This window comes from Pelodictyon phaeoclathratiforme BU-1, from assembly GCF_000020645.1.
Classification (GTDB): domain Bacteria; phylum Bacteroidota; class Chlorobiia; order Chlorobiales; family Chlorobiaceae; genus Chlorobium; species Chlorobium phaeoclathratiforme.
Map to the genome: position 1 here is coordinate 1679042 of NC_011060.1, position 23642 is coordinate 1702683.

The following is a 23642-nucleotide window of genomic DNA, read 5'->3' on the forward strand; positions in this document are numbered from 1 at the left end:
TGCGGTGGGTTTTGTTGATTGTCCGGAATGAGCTGCTAACTAACTACGGGACGAAAACAGGGCGAAAGCCTACATTGTTGCTCCGGTTGCCGGGGGGGCTACCGCCCCGAAACGCCGACAGACAGCTCTTGGCATTGTCGTCCCAGCCCCCGCCACGAATTACACGGTACGAACCGGTTTCAGAAAGGAGTGGATTTATGAATGTGCCGTTTTCTGCATACCAGTCAAGACACCACTCCCAGACATTGCCCGCCATATCGTAAAGCCCTTCGGGAGTAACTCCGTCAGGATAACTGCCCACCGGTGTTGTAGCGCCAACATTCTGATTACAATTAAGCAGTGTTGATGTTCGTTTCGCCCTCCCCCTCTCTTCCGGCCAGGGATACGGGCGCACTCTCTCGCCACTTGTTCCCTGTTTTCCTCCTGCGGCCCACTCCCACTCAACCTCACTCAGAAGTCGATACTTCCGTTCCCTCCCTTCAGCCATCGACAGCCACAGGCAGTAAGCGCAGGCGTCATACCAGGTAACACCAACAACCGGCTGCTGCTCTCCGCCAAATTTACGATCTTCATCAAACTTCGAATGGAAGAGTGCAGCAAGGTTGTACTTGTCACGGGAAAAAAGGGAAAACTTGTTCTTGCCTTCCTTAAGATAATCGCCAAACCCGGCACCCCAAACACTCTCATCTGCAATCCTCTCCAGCTCTGCACTGAATCGGGTATTCCCAGCCCCTGTTGCCTGCAACGAGGCAATGAAGGTGCGGTAGAGCCTGTTGGTTACCGGATATTTGGCAACGTACAGATCTTCAACACGCTCTTCCTTTTCTGTTACCGAGTAGAGATAACGGCCTCCCGGAATCAGGATATATTCTGCACGCTCTTCATTCGGATTACGGTATGATTTTGTTTTGCCACTCCCCGACTCTTCAGTTTCAGAAAGAAGCGCAATACCTCCCAGGGCAAGAATCACCCCTTCAGCACGACTGGCCACATCACTGTTTTTTGCCAGTTTCAGCGCCCTGAATTGCTCCAACGGATTGAGTGCGGCGGATTTCCTGATGGTTTTGAGACAGTCGAGAATCACCCGCTGACGGTTTGCTGTGGTTTCAGGGTCAAGCAGTTTTTTACAGAAGGCATCAACCTTCTGCCCTTTCGCCTCTTCCATGATTGTCTGTAGCAGCAACTGCTGCTTTACGCTCAGCTCTTCACTCTGCGGGGAGTTGAAAAGCTTTTCCATAAAAGCGTCAAAGACAGATGCATCAACCGATGCAATAAAAAAGCGGAGCGGCTCACTCCACCAGTCCTCCCCAAAATGAGTTACCAGTTTTTGGAGCTGCTCATAGGGGCGATCCTCCTTGAGTTGAACTCCTGCCAGGTATTCACGAAATGATTTGTGTCGGAAAAGGTACTCTTTGCCCACCGAATCAACCAGCAGACCGGCACGTTTGACCAGATAATCGCAAAATGTTGCAGCATCAGGAGAACTCTCTGAAGTATTGAGTGTGTCGAGCCACTCCTGCATGACAGTGTGCATATCGGCCCTGGGGGCTTCATCTTTTTGGAGGGTTGCCTGCATCCAGAGTGAGACGGGAGCGAGAACCTGCCGGGCATGGGTCGCTGAAAGAAGCGGTTTGATATTGCGCCGTTTGTCGCGAAATTCAAGCAGATAGTCGAGTGAGGCCTCATAGAGCTTCAGACGGTTTTCCGGCATAAAATCCCTCTCCTTCCAAAGAATGGCCATGATCTGCAACATCATGGGTATGGCGGCGAGCTGACGCAAACCCTTGTTCTTTTCGATGTTGAGATAGGCAACCATTGTTGTGGTTCGCCTCTCGGCATCTGCCCTCTGCTTCGCTTCCCACTTTGCTTCGTCATCCCCCTCTTCACGAGGATCCCTCAGGAATGCTGCGGTGAACCAGTTTCGTAAAAACCGCTCCTGCTGCACTGGAGTAAAATCCTGCACATCGGCCCGTTCGTGATCAACTTCAAGCTCTATGCCCTCCTCCTTGCGGTATCCGGTTGCACGCGAGGTAACCACAAAGCGGGCCGTTCCAAAGCCGCTCCATGCGCGGTCAATCCATCGGCAGACCTCTTTTCTCTCCCTGGTATTGCTGATTTCATCGAGCCCGTCAAACAGCACCAGAGAGACGCCACTCCTGAGCCATTTATCGAAAAGAGGCGTTTGAATGGTGTGATGGTGTCTGGCAACCCAACTTTCAAGATTTGCGGGAAGGGAGTCGAAATTGTTGCCTGTTTTGTCACGGACAAGTTCACGGAGTGGCAGATAGAAGAGCTTTGGAGTGACGGCAAATCCGAGCTTCGAACTCTGTTCAAGGGCACACAAGGCATAATACTTGAGAAGGGTAGTTTTGCCAGCGCCTGGGTCACCGAGAACAAGCAGCATACGGCGCTTCCTGAATGCCCGCTTCATGATTTCGTCAGGATAGAGGATATGAGCATCCCCTTCATGCTCCTCAAGGGCCTCCTGGTGTTTTGAAGAGGAGTCTTCCTTTTGGTTTTTGGAAAGGCGCAGTGGCACAAAGGTCTCCTCATTGAGGTTTACCTTGATGCTCTCGATACCCGGCATGCCAAGCATACGAATATAGCCCAACTCCTCTTTCACTATGGAGTGGTAGAGATCTAAATCAGCTTCATCAGCGCGTAACTCTTCATTCGCTGGTATGGGTTCTTTCGTCACCACAGATCCGGGTGTGCAGAACCAGTTGCGAATCTGTATGTCGAGGTGAAGGGACAGATCAGTGCGAAAGTCCTCTATGGTATCATATTCCCAAACCAGACCATCGACCTTCATTGCCGCCTTGAACTCTTTAAGCTGAGCTTTTTGCTGATCATCAATCTTGCTTGGCGCAATTGGCATATCAGAAAAATAGAGCATAACCGGTCTTTTCAGAATGGTCATCATCCTCTGAACCTCTTCAACGGCCCCTCCCGGAGCCCTCTGTGTGGGTGTTCCTATGCGATTCCAGAAAATACCGATAGCACAATCGCAGCCATTAACAATCTGTCGAGTAATCGGCTCTTGGGGCCCCTCACCCTCTCCCCGGTTTTCAGGCGCAGCATGTTTTTCCCAAAGCACCGCCTCAAGCACCATCTTTTGCTCACCGCCATTGAGGATGTTCCATTCCTGAATAACCTCAACAGCAATTTTTCGCTCCCTTTCAACATCACCCGGTGAAGCAACAAGAATTTTCACCCTTCGTATTCCGGCCTCAGGCATCGTACTTGTCGGTTAAGGTTACTCTGTTATTACTTATCGTTCAGACGTACAACTGCTTTGGCAAACTCTTCAAAATCCTGAAGGTGTGCTGTGGCAATAGCAAAAACGATTGCCCAATTGATGGACTCATAGTTATGAACCGCGAGGTTACGAAATCCTACCGCTTTTTTCAGGCGATTGGCTAAATCAGCAGTGATTATTCCGGATTCACATAAAATATCAAACGTTTTTCCCATGGTAGCAGGAGGGGGATACTCACTGCGAGCAACAAGGTGTGTTCCAATATCCACACACATCTGAACAGCTCGGGTGAGGTTGAGGGAGAGAATATCCTGAGCATCGTAATCGGAACCCAGTGCAGCGGCATTTTTTGGGCATTTCTCTTTAACCCTTTGGATTGAGCGGCGCAAAGACTCAAGCTTCTGTTCAATTAACGACCAATCCATGCCTCTCTCCTCTCTTGCAAAATTCTTCTTTGATAGGGCACAAAATCCTCCTGGTTATAAAGATGCTTGAGCACCAGCTCAGCGTAGAGCGTATCACTGCCAACGATTCTCGTTCCTCCGGCGATAATCTGGCCCAGCAAGGGCTCACCAACGGTTGACAAATCAATCAAGTCAACAGGGCGTCCAATTACTGTTGCCAAGTCTGAAATCAGTTCGATGGTTTCATCAACACCAAGCGGGCGATCGGCGCCGACTGCCAAGTCAAGATCACTGTCAAAACGGGCCGTGCCTTTAGCCAGCGAGCCAAACAACAACGCAAGACGAATGGCGCTGTGCCGTTCAAGCACCTGGCGGATCTGTTTGTCGATACTCTCAGTCATCATGCTTTTTGTGTGTATATCCCTGATTTTTTCCCTGTACCCTCGGCCCGGCAGCTCAAGCAACTCTGCAATAACCGTGTAATTCTCTGGTTACAGAATATATTGATTTTGCCGGATTCCTTAACAGCTTATAACTCCCTCCCGGATTTAGCGTTCAGAGCTGCCGATAATGGTCAGACGGTTACCTCCCAAGCCGTCAATGCTCGCATAAAGGTGACGAGCGAGGAAAGAGACCAACGCAAGTATTTGCGGCGGTAAGTTTTCGGAATTCATGGACAAAGGTGCGTATCTTGGAAAAAAGCTGGACGTCTGGTAAGCGGCCTATGCACGCGCTATTGACTACACCATCAGTACCATACAGCAATGAACAAAACAGATGCAGCGGAAATAATTGACTATAACTGTATATGGAAAAGAGCATGACAAACAAAACGGCCCTTGAAGAGTCCCGCTTCTTTCTCAAAGACACCATCCGCCAGAGAGTCGACTTCTCCCTGACAGACCAGAACCGCCGGATTCCACCTCCACCGATCGAAAAGCCTTATGCGCCCGAAAAAAAACAGATCGAGCTGCCAAAAATTGAAACCCTGAATAATATCGGACGGATCGACCTCCGAACGGCCATAATGAGAAGGCAAAGCTGCCGCACATACAGCGATTCTCCCCTCACCCTTGAAGAACTCTCTTTCCTTCTCTGGGCAACCCAGGGGGTCAAACTCAAACTCGATTCCGGTCACGCCCTGAGGACAGTACCTTCCGCCGGATGCCGCCACGCCTTTGAAACATACCTTTGTGTGCTGAATGTCACCGGACTTGAAAAAGGCATTTACCGATACCTTCCTCTTGAACATCACCTCATCTTTGAATTCGAAGTTGAAAATCTGGAACGAAAAATGACGAAGGCTGCCTTCGGCCAGTCCTTCACCGGAGAGGCTGCCGTCACCTTCATCTGGACCACCATCCCCTACCGCATGGAGTGGCGATACGGTCTCGCCGCCCACAAGGTCATCGCCCTTGACGCTGGCCACCTCTGCCAGAACCTCTACCTTGCCTGCGAAGCCATCGACGCTGGCACCTGCGCTATCGCCGCTTACGACCAAATCGCCATGGACAACCTGCTCAAAATCGACGGAGAGGATGAATTCACCATCTACCTTGCACCCGTCGGTAAAAAACAGTGACTGCTCAATACCCCCACTCCTCAGGCTTTTTGGCCAGCTCAAGGTTGATCCAGATTCGCCCTGCTTCTCTGTTACAGGTGCCCCATTTCGTTTTCATTTTCCTGATACCGACCTCATTGACCCGCACTCCAATCTTTTTCTCCCATGACGAAACAAGCTCAGAAATGGCCTTCTTCAACAACTTCCGATACCACTCGTCAAGTTCCAACTGTTTTTTTTCCTGACCTGCCTCTGGCCGGATGTAGAGAAGTATCGTGCTGTGCTGCAGGTCAACAAAGGGAGGGGCTTCTCTTTCAATGATTTTGAGCAGGTAGCGCTTGCCCCAGAGATAATGGCTCTCCCGGTTCAGATACTCACGCGGCGTATCGCGTTCCTGTGCGCTGAGCTTCGCCTGTTGTTTTTTTATCCACCCGATCCGTGAAATGGCATAGAGCCGGATGGTCTTTAATGATCTTGCTGCGGACATTGTTCTCAATGGTTTCAGCAATGGCATCCCTGCTGCTTTTTATCCCCTCGGGCAACATCTTGATCGCCTCTGCAATGCCGGATTTCACAATCAGCTCAAGCAGCGGCATATCATCAAAGGGAGAGATCTTCCTCGGCTCATCGGCTTCAATGTAGGTGTCGATCAGATGACGCATATCGGCTTCATAAGGCGATGGGGCATGATGGACGGCGTCGCATGTATAGATTGGCTGATTCGGTGAATTTCCTTATGCAAAGAGCAGTCTTCTCCCTTTAGGCTTGGGAACAGGATCATTAAATTCCTTGGCGGTAGCAATCCATAACGCTATCGCCTCCTCGATATTTATAAGTGCTGTATTGTGAGAATCACCGTGGGCCATACAACCAGGAAGTTCAGGCACCTCCGCAATAAACAATTGATCCTCCTCGCTCCAAAAAATAATAATTTCGTATTTATCCATCACGGTTTACCTCCAAGTTGATATTTCAATATAAGATATCGCACTTGCCTGACTTGATATGGTTTAGCGTTGTTGCCTTCACGTTGCAGATTGATCTTCTCTTCGATTCCCTCCTTGCGAAAAACATGATGGCTTCGACGAATGCGCATGACAAAACCTGTTCCCTGAAGGAGATTACATAAATCATCGAAAGGGATATTCGTGTCAGACTGACCGCTCAATATCTTCAAGATAAGTTTCTCGTATTTTCCCATCGATTATCCGATTAATCCTGAAGAATAAGAATAAATCATCAATGAAGTTAAGGAATCTTTCGATAGGAAAAGCACAAGAAAAATACACAGCCTGACCGATCACTCCAGTCGCCGAGCTCGCTCGTGAACATGGCGATAACACGGTTCTGCGTCTCGCGTTCAAAGTTGCCTGAATCGCAAGGAGCTGGCGAGGATGAAATATTGTCAAGAAGTTGCCAGCTTTTCCTCGATTCTGTCTATAATAGCCAGAACGATCAGACGATAACCGATGGGAAGAAGATGAAAACATGGCAACTGCAACATGCAAAAAATCATTTGAGCGAAGTGGTTCGCAACGCCAACAATGAGGGGCCACAGGCTATTACCCTGCATGGCAAGCCTTCTGCGGTGGTTATCTCTTTTGACGAATACAACAAGGCAATCAATGTTCGCAAGCCGGACGAGCCACTCTCAAGTTTTTTTCATAACTCACCGCTCCGAAATTCCGGAATAGAGCTCAAACGATCAAAATAACCACTCCGAAACAGGCAAAAAGCGTAATACGTCATAAGCGTAGTATAATAGACCTTGCCAAGGGCCTTATCGAGATGATTTTTTTGAAAAATGTAAAATATTTTCGATTATGGTATTATAAAAAACAAGGGAAGAGCTGTATGGTCATTATCAAAAAATCGGCTTTAAACAGTTTCGGCGCAAAATACCCGGATGCAATACCAGCTCTGAATGAATGGTATGCCAGGGTAAAAGCTGCGGACTGGCAAAACCACGCTGACCTGAAAACCATGTTTCTGTCGGCAGACTATATCGCGAATGAGCGGTATGTTTTCAACATAAAAGGAAATCATTACCGGATCGTTGCAAGAATTCGATTTTCTTCAAGAACGGTCTTCATCAAGTTTATAGGCACCCATAAATCCTATGATAGCATTGACCCGGCAACCATTGAACAGCAATAAACGAGGAGAAATGACAATGAAAATCGTCAGCAAGGCACAATATGAAAAAGCGCTCAGGGAGATAGAATCATTCATGAATGCTTTCAGTGATGGAGAAAACGCGACTAACGATGCCAAAATTACTGAACTGGCAAAAGCAATTGAAGATTACGAGGATCGCCATGTTGTTATGCCAATGCCTCTGGTGATAAAAAAACCAGAAACGTTGCCTGATGTGATTGAACTCAAGATGTTTGAAAAAAAAATGAAACGGAAGGACATGGCAAAACTGCTGGGAATCAGTGATACACGCCTTTCGGAGGTGATGCATGGCAAGCGCAAGGTCAATATGGAACTGGCCAAACGGCTTTATAAAACCTTGGGGGTTGATCCAAAGTTTATCCTTGAAAAATCATAGTATATTCATATTCATACTCATTACCGAACAAGCCGGGATAGATGTCGCACTGTTCAACTTCAGCAAGATAGAGTTCATCAGCCCTGCGGTCGGCAGCAGGAATATCGTCAAACAAACAAGGCTCAAAAAATCGCAGCATCAATCACCCCGCAAATAATCACGCAGTAACTCACGTTCAGTTGAGAACTCTTTTTGAACGCTGCTGACAAATTTTCAAATCTATTTCATCGGAGGTTAATATGAACTTATAACTTTTTAATTCTCGAGTTACTACAAGTTTGTTTAAGGCTCTCATCTAAATATAACTCCTTCAATTCGATGTACTTGCTCTCTCCCATATCCGATCAATTGTTAAAAAACCATAATAGATGACATACTAAAAAGCAAAAGATTAGGATGCACATTGTACTTCCTCCCACTCAAAGTAACCTGTTGAAAATAACGATGAAATATCAAGTTCATCCTTTGGGTCAAAGAACTCACGAGGAATGTTTTGCACCATTCGATATTCAAGCATAAAATTGTGTTTCCACCAATTGTTACCAATTGGAGATAAACTGTTCAAAAGAAGCAATGCCTGCTCATGGTTTGACAATTGTGCTCTAATCGTTTTAACATATTCATATTTATCAATATTAATATTCTGCTGATCTACATACTTGATGGATTGATACAAATGACGATAGTAGTGACCTAAACGAGAAAGATGGCCTTCGAATGGAACATATGTAAGCTTCTTTTCAAGCCGGACACTATTTTTTAATTCTTCATTATTAAGTTGATTTTCTAAATCACAAACAAAGTCATTATCGAATTCTTCCAACGATTTCAAAAGCATTCGTGATGAATTCGGCCCTGTCCCAAAAAGCAAACAATGATAGGCTATATGAGCACGTTGTTGTTGAGTAAGCGTTATATTGTGAATACTTGCAACATGTTTTGTGAGATCAAGCGCACATCTATACTCGCGAATAAGTACAACAAAAAGTTGTCTACCACTTATACCCGAAACCTCAAGTTCGGCAACATTATCTCTGTGAAGTCGTAACAGTTCAAAGTATTTCGTTTCGAAGCTTAATATTTCAGCAGATTTACTCCGACTCTTCAATGTTGCTGAAAGTAGTACAACACTTACAAGAGCTAAAAAGGTGCCAATGTATCCCCCAACAAAATCACCTAATTGACTAGCTCCTAAAGGATTAATCGTATCTGTAGCACGAAATGCATCTGCAAAAACAATCAAATTCATTGCTATAAGGCCACAAAGCAAAATAGAGATTTCTATCCAATACTTTCTAAACCAATTCTGCTCAGCAGGTTTAGTAATGTGCTTTTTCGAAGCCAAGAATAATGTCATTTGCGATTAAATAAGATTATAGATACCAACTTCAATGACAATCAAATCTTTCAGCATAGTAAAACCAAATTGACAATTATTATTTTTTTATGTTAAAATTTATACAGCCCAATATTTTATACCTTAAAATATGATACAATAAATCGAAAACGTATAGCCGCAGATCATAATAATTGGATTATGCATATTAATTGAACATAAATCCCTAATGAAGTTATTGATCTTTAGCAAGATTCATTTTCTGTTTTTCGAAACAATATCAATACACAAACAACGCTAACTACATGACCTGCACGAGCAGTATATGAACAATCACTGAAGTGAGAGACTCCGCCAAAACTCGCTAAACAATTCCGAACATTTTAAACCAATCTCAACATATATGTGCTCATCAGATATTCCAGCAAGACTGATGATATCCTGTTTAATGAGCCGAATATCTGGAGATGATATTCCGTAGGCAGTTGCATAAACTCGACAATTCCTTTCTTTTCCCCCCATGTTCTGACCAGGTAAAAGCAATTCAATGTTTTGGCGATGAAATGCAAAACCGAGAAACGCAATTCGTTGGGCAGTAGATAAAGCTGCCTGTATTGCTGAAATATCGCTCTTCGTAGGATCAATTCCTTCAGTGAATGTCCGAAGTTCTCCTGCGAGGGACAATAGTTTCTTGGGAGTAGGGGTATCACCAAATTCAAATCCTTCGTGCGCACCCTGCTGCCAAGGAAGTTTTCCAACCATTCCATACGGATGATGTATCTCTAAATGAGTCAGAACCTCACTTGCTTCTTTGGCCGTCATACCATAATAATTTCGGACTGACCAAAACAAGAAGTGTTCGATGCATCTATCGTAGTTGAAGGATATTATCGCAACTTTTGACAATCTTTCTGGAAGATCATCTTGCTGACAGTTCTCGGTCAATAGCTGAAAAAATGCGTTGAACCAAGTTAGTTCAAGAACCGAGAAATTAGGTTTATTATAAATGTTACTGCGATCAATTTTTAACAAACTTTTAGACTCTGCAGTAAGAATACATCGAGCAATAGCTAACTTTCCGCAAATTGATATTTTTTCATCTGACTGGTGTGAATCAATAAAATTATCAATAGAAATAGCTTGAGGCATTGCATCGCGAATCCGAAATGCCGCTCCCAAATATGGATTGATATTACCATCCGTAGCCAGAATCCTAAAAGAATCACTGATAATATCGTCACCACTTTTTTTCTGGTAGTGTTCGAATTGTATGTCGAGCACCTTTGCTATTTGCTTTTTCAATTCAGAACCAACAGGCAGATTCACCTCTTTGCTTGCCCCTGCGCCAATAACCAAGACAAGGGACTTTTCAGTATAGTTGCTATTCATACAAGTCGGATTTTTCCGGTTAAAAGATTGTGCATCATTCCCTGCTTTATCTGCTGATTTTTGGCAAGCTTTTCTTTCAGTACATCAATTTCGGTATCCATATCAGAAAGCACTTTAGCGATGGCGATTTGTTCTGCAAAAGGAGGAAAAGGAGTGGTAAGCCTCAAAAATGCAGTCTTGGACAAGTTGTATCGAGTGGCGCCTTGTGCCAATGATTTTATTAGCTCACGACCTTCATTACTCCTGAAATAGTAAGCACAGAACAGTCCATCATTTTCAGCGCCACTTCGGAAACGAAATCCGAAACAAAAACTGTTCAGATATACATCGTGCAATTCATCATTCAAAACCGCACACAGGCCAACTTCTTCTGGCGTCTCTGATGAACCATTGAAGAAAAGATCACCCTTCATAACACGATTTTGATATTCATTTGGGACAACATTTACCTGTTCAAATGTATCGCAGTTGATCACAACGTTGGCCATGATGTTCATAAAGGTAATATAGCGAGACGCTCCTACACCAAAATCTGATTTTGTCTTACCTGTAAGGCCACCAAATATTGAACCTAAATCCCCTATTCGCTTCACCTCCCACTCCCCGCTGAAACCGGGCAGGCGCTTTATGCCGGTGAGCAGTTCCTGCATGGCGCCTTGTTTGATCTGGCGTTTTTTGATAATGAGTTGTTCAAGGGATTCAATGAGGGCGTCTGCATCACTCAAGGCTTCGGCAATTGCTTCTTGTTCATGCAACTTTGGACAAGCGACAGGAAAATCCCTAATATCCTTACTTGTGATGTTTGGATCTTTTCGGCTGCTGCTTGCCACTCGTTTCTAGAATCAATCCTGTAATTGAGATTGCGAATTAAATAATCAGAGAGCAACTTACCCTTTGTAGGGTGAATCGCAGTAATGGCTTGGTTTACAGCAGCAGGGAGCCTGAGTAATCCGGTTCTTCCGATCTGATTAAAACCTCCGTACATCGCAACAAGCACCGTTCCTGTTGCATTAACTCTCAAACATGTTTCTTTCAGTGCTAAATCTGTGACACATTCATCAGTTTCACAAATATCTGAATTGTTCAAGTCTAAGGTCTTGACCCACGCAATCGAACCATTTTTATAATATCGATCCATTAACGAGCGAGAAGGCGTAGTGCCAGAAGACATCTCAGATACGGTACCAAGAGTCATAACATCCCAATCCTCAGGAATCACCCCTGTCTCGGTCAGCTTGTAACCGGGTTTCACCTCTGCGCTCATGCCTGCACCTCTATTTCAATTCTAATAACGTTGAATTCGACAGGTTTAAACTCCGGCCTGAAGCACATATCAAGCTTGAAGAAAATGCCAGGATGAAAATCGTGGCTGCTGATTTTGTGGCTGCTGATGCCCGCTTTGCGTTTAATTATGGCAAATTCGCCATAATTAAACGCCGATCCCCGAATAGCAGGAAATTCGCCAGTATTACAGCTTCTCAGCCAATCTGATATAAAAAACTCTCCGTCCATAGCTTCGAGTATATTCGTCATGCTGATAAAGTCTTCGTTGCCACTGCGAAAGATACTGTCTGCCATGCTCTGAAGATCCGCTGTGGATTTTTTTGCTGTACCCATCCGGTTTTCACCATCTTTGACATATTCATCCGGTTTTGTGTCTGCAATGGTTCAGATAAATAATCATTGCAATTTCTCATGTCTATCAATATTTTGCGGAATAATTATTTGCACTCTCCGGGCTGTATTCTTTTTTTTAATTCTTCAATGGTCACATACTCTGCTTGACCTGTATTAATCAAGTCCATTCTTTCTTCAAGAATTTCTTGATGCCATGCTGGTGATTGCAGATTATTATCTTCATTGCTTAATGTTTCCCATAAGTCTTCCATAAGCTGCAATCTTTCTGCAAATGGTTTTACTTTTAATTCAGCAATTGTCATAAAAAACTTTTTTTTGGGGGTTGATAAAATTTTTGTTGATGTGCTCATACCTCCATCCCCATCCGTTTAAGATGCGCAGTCACCCTTGCCTCCAGCTCGGCAACCTTGCTGTTAACTTCTGGCAGGGGCGTTTCGTAGCGTTCGGCAAGTTCCTTTACCCGGCGGGTGAGGTTCTGGCTGATGCGATCCATTTCGCCGTGAATGGCTGCGGCGATTGTGGCAAGCCATTTGTCGTCAACAACCAGCGTTTTTACCTCCTCTTCGCTCAGCTTTGGATATTTGGCATAAGCGAGCGCGTCAAGGTTGGCTTCAGCCTCCTTGAGCATTTTCTTCATATCTGCTTCTTCTCCTGAAAGTTTCAACCACTGACGGAGGATATCGGCCTCCTCTTTGGCATCCTTCTCCCCTTTGATCTCTTTCAGGGGGGCAGCGACATTTGCCTTGTTCACCTTGTCCAATCCCGTAAAAGCTCCCTCTTCCCCGCCCTGTTCCTCCTCAAGCTCGCTTATGCGTGCGGTGAGGCTTTCCAGTTCAGCCTCAAGCCCGGTGATGGCTTCCTGAAATCTGGCAAAGTAGCGGGCAACAATGAGGGGTTTGGGCACGAGTTCGCAGGCCCACCCCTTGTCAACCTCTTTCCCTTTGCTGTTCTTCACCAGAACCCGGGCAGTTTCAGCCTTCCATCCATCGGCGGCGATGAGGTAGCAGTCGTCCTGCATGGTCTCTGTCCAGTAGTCCATCAGGTGCTGGTAGACGTGATAGTTATCGATGAGCGGCTTGCCGGTGTAGTGCACAAGCAGCATCTGGCGCTTCCCGAATGCCCGCTTCATGATTTCGTCAGGGATTTTCCCAAAGCAACGCCTCAAGCACTTCAAGAATCCACTCCAGCAATTTGCCTGTTATGGGAAATTTTTATAAATGTCTTTCCTGTGCAAAATACGGGTAAAAACAAGTTTGTCGGCAGCGTATTCTATCCCTATTCTGTAATCCCCTGCACGGATACGATAAAAGGTGTCGAAGATAATATTCACTTCGAATTGCCATCAAGAATGGAAAAAATTTCATCCTCTGATACAAATTCATTCTTCCTCCCTTCAGCGATGGCATTTGCCAAACCAACATCCTCTAAAGCTTCTATTATAACATCATACAACTAGTTTTTCTTTGTCTTTAAAAGCTCTACTACAACCTCGGAAAGAAGTTCTTTTGTTTTTTTCATCACTTATATGGAGTTCCATAAAAACATCTCCGGCAACATGTTATTCCTGAAATTGTTATGATTTTAGTCCAAGATCCCTGATTTTCTCTATCAATGTCCAATCCACGCATCCCTCCTCTCCATCAAGAATATATTGATTTTGTCACTCTCCAACACAGCTTATAACTTACTCCCGGGTTGCGCCTTCACTCAAACAAGAACATTCATGCCCTTAAAACCTCTTTCTTGCGTTGCAGGCTGGCATCATCAACTCACCGCAGTACCAGAGTCGCCGGAAGCCTCCTGAGCCGGTATGAACCCTGATTGGTCCACTGATGCGCTCCTTGATTGTTGGCAGATGAAAGATGATGCTGATGATCTTGCCCTTCTGCTGGAGAGCGGAGGGTGTTTGCAGTGCGAGTGAAAAGGCTTCCCCGAAATTATAAAAGCTGTTTCAGGGCACGCTCTCTCTTCTTGTTTGGGTTATAATTTCTGTAACTTCCCTGTGGATTGCCGATAATGATCAGGCGCGGCAACTTACACCAGGAAGAAAAGATAGAGTCCATTAAACAGGAGCATAATCATGGCTACAAGCAAAAAAGCTTTGTGTGTTGGAATTAACAACTTCAAGAACTATCCAAGCGCTGCATTGCAGGGTTGTGTGAACGACGCTCATGATATGTCGGCGTTGCTGCAGAAACTACTTGGTTTTCAGGGCAGCGACATTACCGTGCTGACCGACGCCCAGGCAACGAAAGCCACCATCATTAGTAACCTTAAGGCTATGGTTGATGGTGCAAAGGCGGGAAAGTACTCCTATCTGGTGTTCAGCCTCTCAAGCCATGGTACACAGGTTCCTGACCTGAGCGGTGATGAACCGGATCGTGCCGACGAGGCATTCTGTCCTCACGACCTTGCTCAGGCTGGCGGCCAGTGGGATGCAAATCACGTCATCCTCGATGATGAACTGCGTGATCTTTTTATTCAATTGCCAGCCAATGTGCTTTTGGAGGTCTATCTCGATACCTGCCACAGTGGAACCGGTTTGAAGGCCATTGACATGCTGCTCGATCGCACACCGCGTTACTTGCCACCTCCTTCTCTGGAGGCATTCGAAGAGGTGGAGAGCAAGCGTTCTCGCGGACTTCGTCATGGAATGCTTGAAAAAGGGATGGTTCATAACATCCTTTGGGCTGGCTGCCGTGCCGACCAGACCAGTGCTGATGCCAAAATTGGTGGCAGTTGGCATGGTGCCTTCACCTACTATTTCTGCAAGGAGATGAATGCCTGCAAGAACTCTCTCTCTCGGGCAGATTTACTTACCAAAGTCCGGGCAGACCTAAAGAAAGGAAAATACAGCCAGATTCCTCAACTCGAATGCGAGGCAACGAAGCGTAAAGTGCAAATCGGGTAAGGTGTAGAATTACAACTCCATCAAGAGTGGCTTTAACAAGAGGGGCAAGAGCGAATTACCTGCGACGGCCCCTCTTGTTTTTACCTTTGCGTCGCGCATGAAATCTGAAATGGAAAGCCCGGTCATGAGCAGAAGAGAGCGAACAAATCGCAACGCAACGGCATAAGGAGCAGGCACCGGGCGGCCTGGAATCCTTGCGGTAATGGCAATACGTCAAACCGCGCTCTTACCTCTTGCTATTCATGAAACTTATGCATAGGTTTCATTGTTTTCATGCATCCGATGTAAACCATTGTTACGTATACTTGACACAACGATAATCATTGAATTCCATGTATTTTGATCCTTTGTATTTTGTTTTTGCCCTGCCCCCCATGCTTCTTGGTTTGTGGGCTCAATTCAAGGTAAAGTCTGCTTTTAAAAAGTATTCACAGGTAAGAACCCAGAGTGGCATCAACGGCGCAGAAGCAGCCCGGCGCATTCTTCAGCGTGGCGGACTTGGAAATGTGACCATTGAAACGGCTCATGGAATGCTTTCCGACCACTACGACCCTCACCACAAGGCGCTTCGCCTGAGTGACGAGGTGTACCGTCTTCCGAGCATTGCCTCTGTTGGTGTTGCCGCTCATGAAGCGGGCCATGCCCTGCAGGATAAAACGGGATATCTGCCACTGCAGTTGCGCTCGATCATGGTGCCTGCAGTCTCTATCGGAAGCAACCTTGGCCCCATTATTTTTATGGCCGGTATGTTTCTTGCCGGAACCATAGGAACAACACTTGCCTGGGCGGGTATCATCCTCTTTGGCGCTACAGCCCTCTTTGCACTGGTAACCCTTCCGGTTGAGTTCGATGCAAGCCGACGTGCGAAAGAGCTGCTTGTCTCGCAGGGAATTGTATCGCCCGCTGAGATGCAGGGAGTCAATGCGGTGCTGGATGCGGCTGCACTCACCTATGTTGCCGCTGCGGCGCAGGCTATCATGCAGTTGGTCTATTTTCTCACGATCATGAACCGCCGTAATTCGTAAGCGGGATAGCTGTTTTTGTAAAAGCGAAGAGCATAACCAACCACTTACCAAAATACCTTTGAAAAACAGTTTCAGGAAAAAGCCGCTTTCACTGCTGCTGGGAGAGATGGATGGCGAACATCGGCTGAACAGGATTCTGGGGCCGGTTGCCCTGACCGGGCTTGGTGTTGGCGCCATCATTGGAACCGGTATCTTTGTGCTTATCGGTGTCGCTGCTCACGACAAGGCTGGTCCGGCGGTCACACTCTCTTTTGCAATTGCAGCCCTTGCCTGTATTTTTGCCGCGCTCTGTTATGCAGAATTTGCCTCGATGGTGCCGGTTGCGGGTTCGGCATATACCTACGCCTATGCTACCCTTGGCGAGCTCTTTGCCTGGATAATCGGCTGGGATCTGATTCTTGAATATGGCGTAGCTTCGGCAACGGTTGCGCATGGATGGTCGAAGTACTTTCAGGATTTCATCGGGATATTCGGTATCGGTATTCCCAAACTCTTCTCCAATGCGCCGCTCGACTTCGACCCGGATACCGGTCTGATGAGCCTGACCGGAGCCTGGTTTGATCTGCCTGCAGTACTCATCGCCCTTGCCGTTACGGTGGTACTTGTCAAGGGAATAAAGGAGAGCGCCCGCTTCAATGCCGGGATGGTTCTTGTGAAGGTGGCTATTGTGCTGCTGGTAATCGTGCTTGGTGCAAGGTACGTCAATCCTGCAAACTGGACACCCTTTGCCCCTTTCGGCTATTCAGGACTGAGTGTTTTCGGCCATACCGTTCTTGGTGAACCAGGTCTTGGGGGCGCACCTGTAGGGGTGCTTGCCGGGGCTGCCATGATTTTTTTCGCCTATATTGGCTTCGATGCCATTTCAACCCATGCCGAGGAGGCAAGAAATCCCCAGCGCGATATTCCGATAGCCATTATCAGCTCGCTGGTCATCTGCTCGATCCTCTATATTGCCGTAGCCGCAGTCGTGACCGGCATGGTTCCCTACAACCAGATCAGTATTGATGCTCCTGTCTCCAATGCTTTCATGCAGGTTGGAATCGGCTGGGCGCAATTGCTTATTTCGCTGGGGGCCATCACCGGCATCACATCGGTCTTGCTGGTCATGATGCTCAGCCAGCCGAGGATTTTTCTTGCCATGGCACGTGACGGGTTGTTGCCGAAATCATTTTTCGCCTCTATTCATGAAAAATTCAGGACGCCCTGGAAATCAACTATCCTGACCGGTTTTTTTGTCGCCTTGCTGGGCGGATTACTCCCTTTGCGCCTGCTTGCCGAGCTGGTCAATATCGGCACGCTCTTTGCCTTTGTTGTCGTCTGCAGCGCTGTACTGATCATGAGAAAAACAAACCCTGAAGCTGAGCGCCCTTTCAAAGCGCCCTTGGTACCCTTTGTGCCTCTTGCGGGCATTTTCACCTGCCTTCTGCTGATGTTTTCCCTCCCTGCGGAGAACTGGCTGAGGCTGATTGTCTGGCTGCTTCTCGGATTTGTGATCTACTTTTTTTATGGACGCAAACACAGCGCCCTGAACGCCATCAAACCCTGAGTCAAAACAGCACGATGAAAAACAAGGTATTTCTTATTACCGGGGCATCAACCGGTATCGGTGAAGCAACAGCAAGGCGTGCTGTGGAAGCGGGATTCAAGGTGGCGCTTGTCGCCCGTTCTACCGAAAAGCTTGAACGATTGCAGGCAGAACTGGGCCCTGAGAGGGCTCTTGCCATAACCTGTGATGTTGCAAACTGGCAGTCGCAGCAAACAATGGTAGAAACGACCCTGAAACACTTCGGACGAATTGATGTGGTTTTTGCAAACGCTGGCTTTTCGAAGGGCTCAACCTTTTATGGCGGAGAGGATAAGCCTGAAGAGTGGAAAGAGATGGTGATGGTCAATGTCTATGGCGCTGCAGCCACGGCTCGGCTGACCCTTCCTGAACTGGTAAAAAACAGGGGTCACCTGCTGATTACCGGCTCTGTAGTGGGACGTATCACCTCCATCAGGAACCTCTATTCAGCAACAAAATGGGCTATCACCGGCATGGCACAGGCTATCCGCAATGAGATGGCGGAAACCGGGGTGCGCGTCACCCTTGTTGAACCCGGAGTTGTCGATACCCCTTTCTGGGAGGCTCTGCAAAAACCCTGCACCGCAGAACTTCAGCCGGATGATATTGCCCGCGCAGTCATGTATGCCGTCAGTCAGCCCGCGCATGTTGATGTCAATGAAATCCTGATCCGCCCGACAGGTCAGCCCCATTGAAATGATGGCGTCTTCCGGTACATTTTTGAAACGAATGCAACTTCTTTGCAACACTTTATGCTGATAACCTTTGAAGGAATCGATGGCGCAGGCAAATCAACCCAGATAAAAGAGCTTGTCCATGCCCTTGGCCTCCAGGGAATTGAGGCTGTTGTTTTGAGAGAACCTGGCGGCACCACCGTAGCCGAAAAAATTCGTCAGATCCTGCTTGAAAGCTCTCATGGAATTACCCCGGTGGGTGAGCTGCTTCTTTTTTCAGCATCGAGGGCGGAACTGGTTCAGGAGGTTATCCGGCCAGCCCTTGCCAGTGGAAAAACAATTATTCTTGACCGTTTTTTTGACTCTACGACCGCCTATCAGGGATATGGCCGTGGTATCGACATGGAGTTGCTCCGCTCCATCATCGCAATTTCGACCTGCGGCATTACTCCTGATATCACCTTCTATCTTGATCTGGAGCCTGAAGAGGCTCTGAAGAGAAAATATTCAAAAACCTCTATCCCTCTGGCTTTTGAGGGCGAGGAGCTTGACCGTATGGAGCGTTCGGGTCTTGAATTTTACCGCAATGTACGGCGTGGCTACCTCGACATTAAACAACTCGAAAACCGGCGTTTTGTCCAATTAAACGCTCTTGACCCAGTAGCGGTCATTCACGGCAAGATCCTTGCTCTTCTCGGGGAGCGCTTTCCCTCCTTTCTGAACCCTGTATGAATCAAAAATACCCCGTTACATCCAGAGAGGTAAAAAGAACCGGTTTATTGTGAAAGTTTTCTACCGGATTCTGAAAGAATTTGATTAGATTGCGGTACATTTTACACCACCATCACTCCCTTATCGGTCACACATGCACGAGAGTATTCTTAAAGAGCGTCAACTGAACACCTTTGCCACCTCGATCTCGTTACAGGATATCCGAACCCTGAAAGAACTCTACCAACTCAAGGCAGAAACCCGTGAACTTCGGGCTCCGGTAGTCAATAACATTATCAAGCAGAGGGTTGTGGGGCAGGCATGTGTAGAGTCGCTGAAAAATGCACTTTACTCGCTTGAAACCATCTATATTGATGACGATACCGGGTATCGGCTCCTGCGGCTTGACGGACTGAAACAGATTCATGTGGATCTGACCTATGAGATACGGGAGCTCCAGAAAGATATCTACTATCTGGAATATGGTGAGGACAAGTTCATCGACTACCTTGCAAAATTTATTCCCGATTTCCGGGACTATGTCAACAAGGGAGTTGCCATGCTCAAGGGAAAGCACTTTGACGCCTTTATCACTGACCGTGACGGAACAACCAACAACTACTGCGGACGGTATCGCTCATCGGTACAGCCCATCTATAACTCGGTGTTCCTCACCCGATTTGCCAAAAACCGCTGTAACTACCCCATCATCATCACCTCTGCTCCCCTGAAAGATTTTGGCATCCTGAATGTTTCAATCAATCCAAGTAACACGTTTATTTACGCCGGTTCGAAAGGCAGGGAGTTCATTGATCTCGATGGTGAATTCAACAGTTTCCCCATTGAAGAACGAAAGCAGCGATTGATCAATTTATTGAACGATCGAATGCTCGTGCTCCTTCAGGAACAGGATTTCGAGAAATTTAACTTCATCGGTTCTGCCCTGCAGATCAAGTTTGGCCAGACCACCGTTGCCCGCCAGGATATCAGCCACTCGATCAAGGATGACGAGTCTGCCGCTTTTCTTGAGAAGGTAAAAGGGATTGTCCGTGAAATTGACCCGAGCGGTCGTAACTTCAGGATTGAAGATACTGGCCTTGACATCGAAATCATTTTGACAATTGATGTTGATTCCAGCGAATCGCCCATCAAGGATTTTGACAAAGGTGACGGACTTTCCTTTATCTGCAGCAAACTGGGAATGGGCGAAACAAAAGGGTCAACCCTTGTTTGTGGCGATACCCCTTCCGACATTCCCATGCTGAAAAAAGCTGTTGAAATGTTTGATGATGTTTGTGCAATTTTTGTAACGAGGGATGAGAAGCTGAAACAGCAGATCCGGGAGATCTGCCCGAACAGCTATACGGTACCTTACCCCGACATCCTCCTCACCATCCTTGGACTGCTTTCCCTGTAATACGATACACAACATGATAATTTTTTAATGGTATGAGCAACATCTTCAAAGGCGCAATTTTCGATCTTGATGGGGTGATCACTGGCACGGCAAAAGTACACAGCCTTGCATGGGAATCGATGTTTAATTACTTCCTCAAAAATTATGCGGAATTAAACGACGAAACGTACTTCCCTTTCGACCCGGCCCACGACTATCACAAGTATGTAGACGGCAAACCAAGAATGGAGGGAGTCAAAAGCTTTCTCGCTTCACGTGACATTGAGCTCCCTTATGGCGAACTGGACGATATCCCGGAAAAAGATACCGTCTGCGGTCTTGGCAACCGCAAAAACAGCCTTTTCACCGAAATTCTCATCAAGGAAGGGCCTGAGGTCTATACCTCATCAATTGACCTGATCCACGTCCTCATCTCAAAGGGGATTAAAATTGGTATCGCTTCATCAAGCTGCAACTGCCAGCTCATCCTGAAGCTTGCCAAACTTGAACATCTTTTTGAGACCCGTGTGGATGGAGAGGTCTCCATTCAGCTCGGCCTGAAGGGAAAGCCCAATCCTGATATTTTTATCATGGCGGCCAAAAACCTCGGTCTGGAACCACACGAATGTGTGGTTGTTGAGGATGCCATTTCCGGCGTTCAGGCTGGCTCCCGAGGCAATTTCGGTCTGGTGCTCGGTATTGCCCGTGACATCGAAGGATCGAAACTGAAGGAGCAGGGCGCTGATATTGTTGTCAGTGACCTTGGCGAAATCACCTATGAAGAGATTGAGCGCTGGTTCAAGAAGGGACTTGAGTTTGACGGGTGGAACCTGACCTATACCGATTATTCTGCCAAAGATGAAAAACTTCGTGAGACACTGACCTCGTGCGGCAATGGCTACCTTGGCGTAAGAGGAGCCTATGAAAGCTCTTCCTGTACCAACCATCACTATCCCGGCACCTACATTGCCGGAATTTTCAACAGGGTACCCTCGGAGGTTCATGGTCAAACCGTTTTCAACAATGATTTTGTCAATACCCCAAATTGGCTTCCCATCGAATTCAGGATAGGGGGTGGAGAGTTCATTGAACCATTGGGGCAAAAGATACTCAGCTATCGCCAGAACATGAGTCTGCGCAACGGCCTCATGGAACGGGATCTCGTCATTCAGGACAACCTTGGAAGAATAACAAGCATCAGCAGTCGCCGATTTGCGAGCATGGACGATCCGCACCGCTGCGCGCTCAAGTTCACCCTGAAACCGGTCAATTACAGTGCGGAAATAGAGTTCCGCTCAGCAATTGACGGAAGGATTAAGAACAAGAATGTTGCGCGATACAATGAGCTGACAAACGATCATCTGGAGCAGGTGGAAAGTCTCTCGGAAGATCAGCTCATGCTGCTTCATGTACGCACCAATGTATCGCATTACGATATTGTGACCGGCACAAAAACGAGAATTTTATGCCATGGCAAGCCTGCGGTTGTCGAAAGGGTAACATTGAACAACAATCGCTACATCGGAGAGCTCTTCAAACTCTCGCTCAATCCGAACAAAGGCTGCACCATTGAAAAACTGGCCGCCATTCATACCTCTCTTGATGCAAAAAGTGTCGATCCACTGAAAGCCACCCGCCTTTCCCTGCAAAGCGAAGATTCTTTCGATTCGCTCTTCAAGGCGCATAATGATGCCTGGGAGAAAATATGGAAAAAGGCTGATCTGGTTATTGAGGGCGACCGCTACAGCCAGAAATTGCTCCGCCTGCACACCTATCACATGATGTGCACCGCTTCGCCGCACAATCCCTCCATTGATGCCGGTATGCCGGCCCGTGGACTGAACGGTGAGGCCTACCGTGGACATATTTTCTGGGATGAGATCTTTATTCTGCCCTTTTTCAACCGCCACTTCCCCGAGATCTCAAAGGCTCTTCTGCTCTACCGATACAATCGGCTTGATGCAGCAAGGGAGTATGCGAGTGAAAATGGCTACAAGGGAGCAATGTTCCCATGGCAGACTGCCGATGATGGCCGCGAAGATACGCAGATCATCCATTTTAACCCGAAGAGCGGTAGCTGGGGTCCTGACCTCAGCCGTCTGCAGCGACATGTTTCTATTGCGGTCTTCTACAATGTCTGGCGCTACATCTATGACACCGACGACACGCAGTTCCTCAATGAGTATGGCGCTGAACTGATGTTTGAAATTGCTCGTTTCTGGGCTTCGATTGCCTCATATTCGACCGAGAGCGGCAAGTACCATATTGAAGGGGTAATGGGGCCTGATGAATTTCATGAAGCGCTGCCCGATAGTGGCAAAGAGGGACTGAAAGACAATGCCTACACCAACATCATGGCGATCTGGCTCTTCGACAAAGCCGCTGAAATCGGTGATAAAATTGATCCTCTTGTGCTTGAAGGATTGATGTCGAAGATTGATCTTGACCTTGATGAGCTGAAGAAATGGCGGGAAATCAGCAGCCACATGAATATCCTGATTGATCAGGATGGTGTACTGGAGCAGTTTGAAGGATACAAGAGCCTTAAAGAGCTTGACTGGCGTCACTACCGCTCACGGTACGGCAACATCCACCGTATGGACAGGATACTGAAAGCCGAGGGTGATTCGCCCGATCTGTACAAGGTTGCCAAACAACCTGATGTTTTGATGACCTTTTATACGCTCTCACCCGGTGAGGTAGCCGAGTTGCTCGAAAAAATCGGGTATACGGTACCCGATGCCCTGACCTTTGTCAGAAACAATTATGCCTATTATGAACCACGGACAAGTCATGGTTCAACCTTGAGCAAGGTGGTTCACAGCATCATCTCAAGCTATCTGGAAGATGGTCATGAAATGGCATGGAAATGGTTCTCCGAAGCCCTCAAGAGCGATATTCAGGATACCCAGGGCGGCACAACCCAAGAGGGCATTCACTGTGGCGTCATGGCTGGAACGCTCGACACTGTTATTCGTTATTTTGCCGGTATTTCATTCTATAACGAAAAACTCAATGTGCATCCAAACCTGCCTGAGCAGTGGAAAAAGCTTTCACTAAGCGTCTGTTTCAGGAAAAATCGCTATATCATGACCATTGCACCGAATGATATCGTTGTCACGCTGGTCGAAGCCGAGGGAGATGAAGCCCTCGCATGTATTGCCGGACAGCATATCACCCTCAGGAAAGGAGTTGCATACCACTCCGCTTGAGCAAAAAA

The 23642-nt window shown here is 47.0% G+C and carries 25 protein-coding genes and 1 pseudogene; 11 read left to right on the forward strand and 15 right to left on the reverse strand.

Going from position 1 to position 23642, the window contains the following annotated elements; all coding sequences use genetic code 11:
• Positions 1-43: 43 nt before the first annotated feature.
• From PPHA_RS07860 to mntA, 3 genes are read right to left on the reverse strand one after another with little or no spacing between them, the layout of a single operon-like run.
• On the reverse strand, positions 44-3238 hold the full coding sequence (locus tag PPHA_RS07860) for an NACHT domain-containing protein (protein WP_012508318.1): 3195 nt from the start codon (positions 3236-3238) through the stop codon (positions 44-46).
• A 29-nt stretch (positions 3239-3267) separates the two neighbouring features.
• Positions 3268-3684 (reverse strand): type VII toxin-antitoxin system HepT family RNase toxin, encoded by a 417-nt coding sequence (gene hepT / locus PPHA_RS07865; protein ID WP_012508319.1) that lies wholly within the window; start codon positions 3682-3684, stop codon positions 3268-3270.
• Positions 3669-4067: a type VII toxin-antitoxin system MntA family adenylyltransferase antitoxin gene (mntA, locus tag PPHA_RS07870; protein WP_012508320.1), complete on the reverse strand. Its 399-nt coding sequence runs from the start codon at positions 4065-4067 to the stop codon at positions 3669-3671. Before mntA ends, hepT begins: the two co-directional genes overlap by 16 nt.
• A gap of 416 nt (positions 4068-4483) precedes the next feature.
• On the opposite strand from mntA, the gene PPHA_RS07875 reads away from it, so the two are divergent.
• Entirely contained in the window at positions 4484-5245 is a 762-nt protein-coding gene (locus PPHA_RS07875) for a SagB/ThcOx family dehydrogenase (protein ID WP_012508321.1), read from the forward strand.
• A gap of 4 nt (positions 5246-5249) precedes the next feature.
• On the opposite strand, the gene PPHA_RS07880 is transcribed toward PPHA_RS07875, so the two are convergent.
• From PPHA_RS07880 to PPHA_RS07895, 4 genes and pseudogenes are all read right to left on the reverse strand, one after another.
• A complete protein-coding gene (locus PPHA_RS07880) occupies positions 5250-5738 on the reverse strand; it encodes a M48 family metallopeptidase (RefSeq protein WP_083765315.1) in 489 nt (162 codons plus the stop codon).
• Positions 5683-5898, reverse strand: a pseudogene (locus PPHA_RS15090) (hypothetical protein); the annotation flags it as partial. The pseudogene PPHA_RS15090 and the gene PPHA_RS07880, both read right to left, overlap by 56 nt.
• A gap of 60 nt (positions 5899-5958) precedes the next feature.
• On the reverse strand, positions 5959-6171 hold the full coding sequence (locus PPHA_RS07890) for a type II toxin-antitoxin system HicB family antitoxin (RefSeq protein ID WP_012508323.1): 213 nt from the start codon (positions 6169-6171) through the stop codon (positions 5959-5961).
• Positions 6171-6425 (reverse strand): toxin HicA, encoded by a 255-nt coding sequence (locus PPHA_RS07895; RefSeq protein ID WP_012508324.1) that lies wholly within the window; start codon positions 6423-6425, stop codon positions 6171-6173. Before PPHA_RS07895 ends, PPHA_RS07890 begins: the two co-directional genes overlap by 1 nt.
• 165 nt (positions 6426-6590) lie before the next feature.
• Between PPHA_RS07895 and PPHA_RS07900 the strand changes: the two genes are divergently transcribed.
• From PPHA_RS07900 to PPHA_RS07910, 3 genes are all read left to right on the forward strand, one after another.
• Complete coding sequence (locus PPHA_RS07900; protein WP_223293878.1) at positions 6591-6938, forward strand: type II toxin-antitoxin system Phd/YefM family antitoxin; 348 nt, start codon at positions 6591-6593, stop codon at positions 6936-6938.
• A gap of 140 nt (positions 6939-7078) precedes the next feature.
• Positions 7079-7381 carry a type II toxin-antitoxin system HigB family toxin gene (locus PPHA_RS07905; protein ID WP_011745527.1) on the forward strand — a complete coding sequence of 101 codons (303 nt, stop codon included), beginning with the start codon at positions 7079-7081 and terminating at the stop codon, positions 7379-7381.
• Positions 7382-7391: 10 nt separating this feature from the next.
• Positions 7392-7778, forward strand: coding sequence for a helix-turn-helix domain-containing protein (locus PPHA_RS07910; RefSeq protein WP_223293879.1), 387 nt, complete (start codon positions 7392-7394; stop codon positions 7776-7778).
• On the opposite strand, the gene PPHA_RS15585 is transcribed toward PPHA_RS07910, so the two are convergent.
• From PPHA_RS15585 to PPHA_RS07940, 8 genes are all read right to left on the reverse strand, one after another.
• The gene (locus PPHA_RS15585) at positions 7759-7917 is read right to left on the reverse strand and encodes a DUF4062 domain-containing protein (RefSeq protein ID WP_223293880.1); all 159 of its coding nucleotides are present in this window, start codon (positions 7915-7917) and stop codon (positions 7759-7761) included. The two genes, PPHA_RS07910 and PPHA_RS15585, sit on opposite strands and share 20 nt — an antisense overlap.
• Positions 7918-8169: 252 nt before the next feature.
• Complete coding sequence (locus tag PPHA_RS14625) at positions 8170-9135, reverse strand: putative phage abortive infection protein (RefSeq protein ID WP_012508327.1); 966 nt, start codon at positions 9133-9135, stop codon at positions 8170-8172.
• A 312-nt stretch (positions 9136-9447) separates the two neighbouring features.
• On the reverse strand, positions 9448-10503 hold the full coding sequence (locus PPHA_RS07920; RefSeq protein ID WP_012508328.1) for a hypothetical protein: 1056 nt from the start codon (positions 10501-10503) through the stop codon (positions 9448-9450).
• On the reverse strand, positions 10500-11258 hold the full coding sequence (locus PPHA_RS15095; RefSeq protein WP_263053204.1) for a restriction endonuclease subunit S: 759 nt from the start codon (positions 11256-11258) through the stop codon (positions 10500-10502). The genes PPHA_RS07920 and PPHA_RS15095 overlap by 4 nt, the downstream gene beginning before the upstream one ends.
• Positions 11225-11767 carry a restriction endonuclease subunit S gene (locus tag PPHA_RS15100; protein WP_083765317.1) on the reverse strand — a complete coding sequence of 181 codons (543 nt, stop codon included), beginning with the start codon at positions 11765-11767 and terminating at the stop codon, positions 11225-11227. Before PPHA_RS15100 ends, PPHA_RS15095 begins: the two co-directional genes overlap by 34 nt.
• Positions 11764-12120: a hypothetical protein gene (locus PPHA_RS07930; protein WP_012508329.1), complete on the reverse strand. Its 357-nt coding sequence runs from the start codon at positions 12118-12120 to the stop codon at positions 11764-11766. Before PPHA_RS07930 ends, PPHA_RS15100 begins: the two co-directional genes overlap by 4 nt.
• 104 nt (positions 12121-12224) lie before the next feature.
• Entirely contained in the window at positions 12225-12491 is a 267-nt protein-coding gene (locus PPHA_RS07935) for an addiction module protein (RefSeq protein ID WP_223293881.1), read from the reverse strand.
• On the reverse strand, positions 12488-13270 hold the full coding sequence (locus PPHA_RS07940) for a type I restriction endonuclease subunit S (protein WP_223293882.1): 783 nt from the start codon (positions 13268-13270) through the stop codon (positions 12488-12490). The genes PPHA_RS07935 and PPHA_RS07940 overlap by 4 nt, the downstream gene beginning before the upstream one ends.
• A gap of 951 nt (positions 13271-14221) precedes the next feature.
• Here PPHA_RS07940 and PPHA_RS07950 point away from each other — a divergent pair.
• From PPHA_RS07950 to PPHA_RS07980, 7 genes are all read left to right on the forward strand, one after another.
• Positions 14222-15052, forward strand: a complete 831-nt coding sequence (locus PPHA_RS07950) for a caspase family protein (RefSeq protein WP_012508332.1) — start codon at positions 14222-14224, stop codon at positions 15050-15052.
• A gap of 332 nt (positions 15053-15384) precedes the next feature.
• On the forward strand, positions 15385-16077 hold the full coding sequence (locus PPHA_RS07955; RefSeq protein WP_012508333.1) for a zinc metallopeptidase: 693 nt from the start codon (positions 15385-15387) through the stop codon (positions 16075-16077).
• A 58-nt stretch (positions 16078-16135) separates the two neighbouring features.
• The gene (locus PPHA_RS07960; RefSeq protein ID WP_012508334.1) at positions 16136-17623 is read left to right on the forward strand and encodes an amino acid permease; all 1488 of its coding nucleotides are present in this window, start codon (positions 16136-16138) and stop codon (positions 17621-17623) included.
• 14 nt (positions 17624-17637) lie between these two features.
• Positions 17638-18336: an SDR family oxidoreductase gene (locus PPHA_RS07965; RefSeq protein WP_012508335.1), complete on the forward strand. Its 699-nt coding sequence runs from the start codon at positions 17638-17640 to the stop codon at positions 18334-18336.
• Between the two features lie 57 nt (positions 18337-18393).
• The gene (gene tmk / locus PPHA_RS07970) at positions 18394-19047 is read left to right on the forward strand and encodes a dTMP kinase (protein WP_012508336.1); all 654 of its coding nucleotides are present in this window, start codon (positions 18394-18396) and stop codon (positions 19045-19047) included.
• 133 nt (positions 19048-19180) lie between these two features.
• Positions 19181-20443 carry a hypothetical protein gene (locus PPHA_RS07975; RefSeq protein WP_012508337.1) on the forward strand — a complete coding sequence of 421 codons (1263 nt, stop codon included), beginning with the start codon at positions 19181-19183 and terminating at the stop codon, positions 20441-20443.
• A gap of 32 nt (positions 20444-20475) precedes the next feature.
• Complete coding sequence (locus tag PPHA_RS07980; protein WP_012508338.1) at positions 20476-23634, forward strand: HAD-IA family hydrolase; 3159 nt, start codon at positions 20476-20478, stop codon at positions 23632-23634.
• Positions 23635-23642 lie beyond the last annotated feature (8 nt).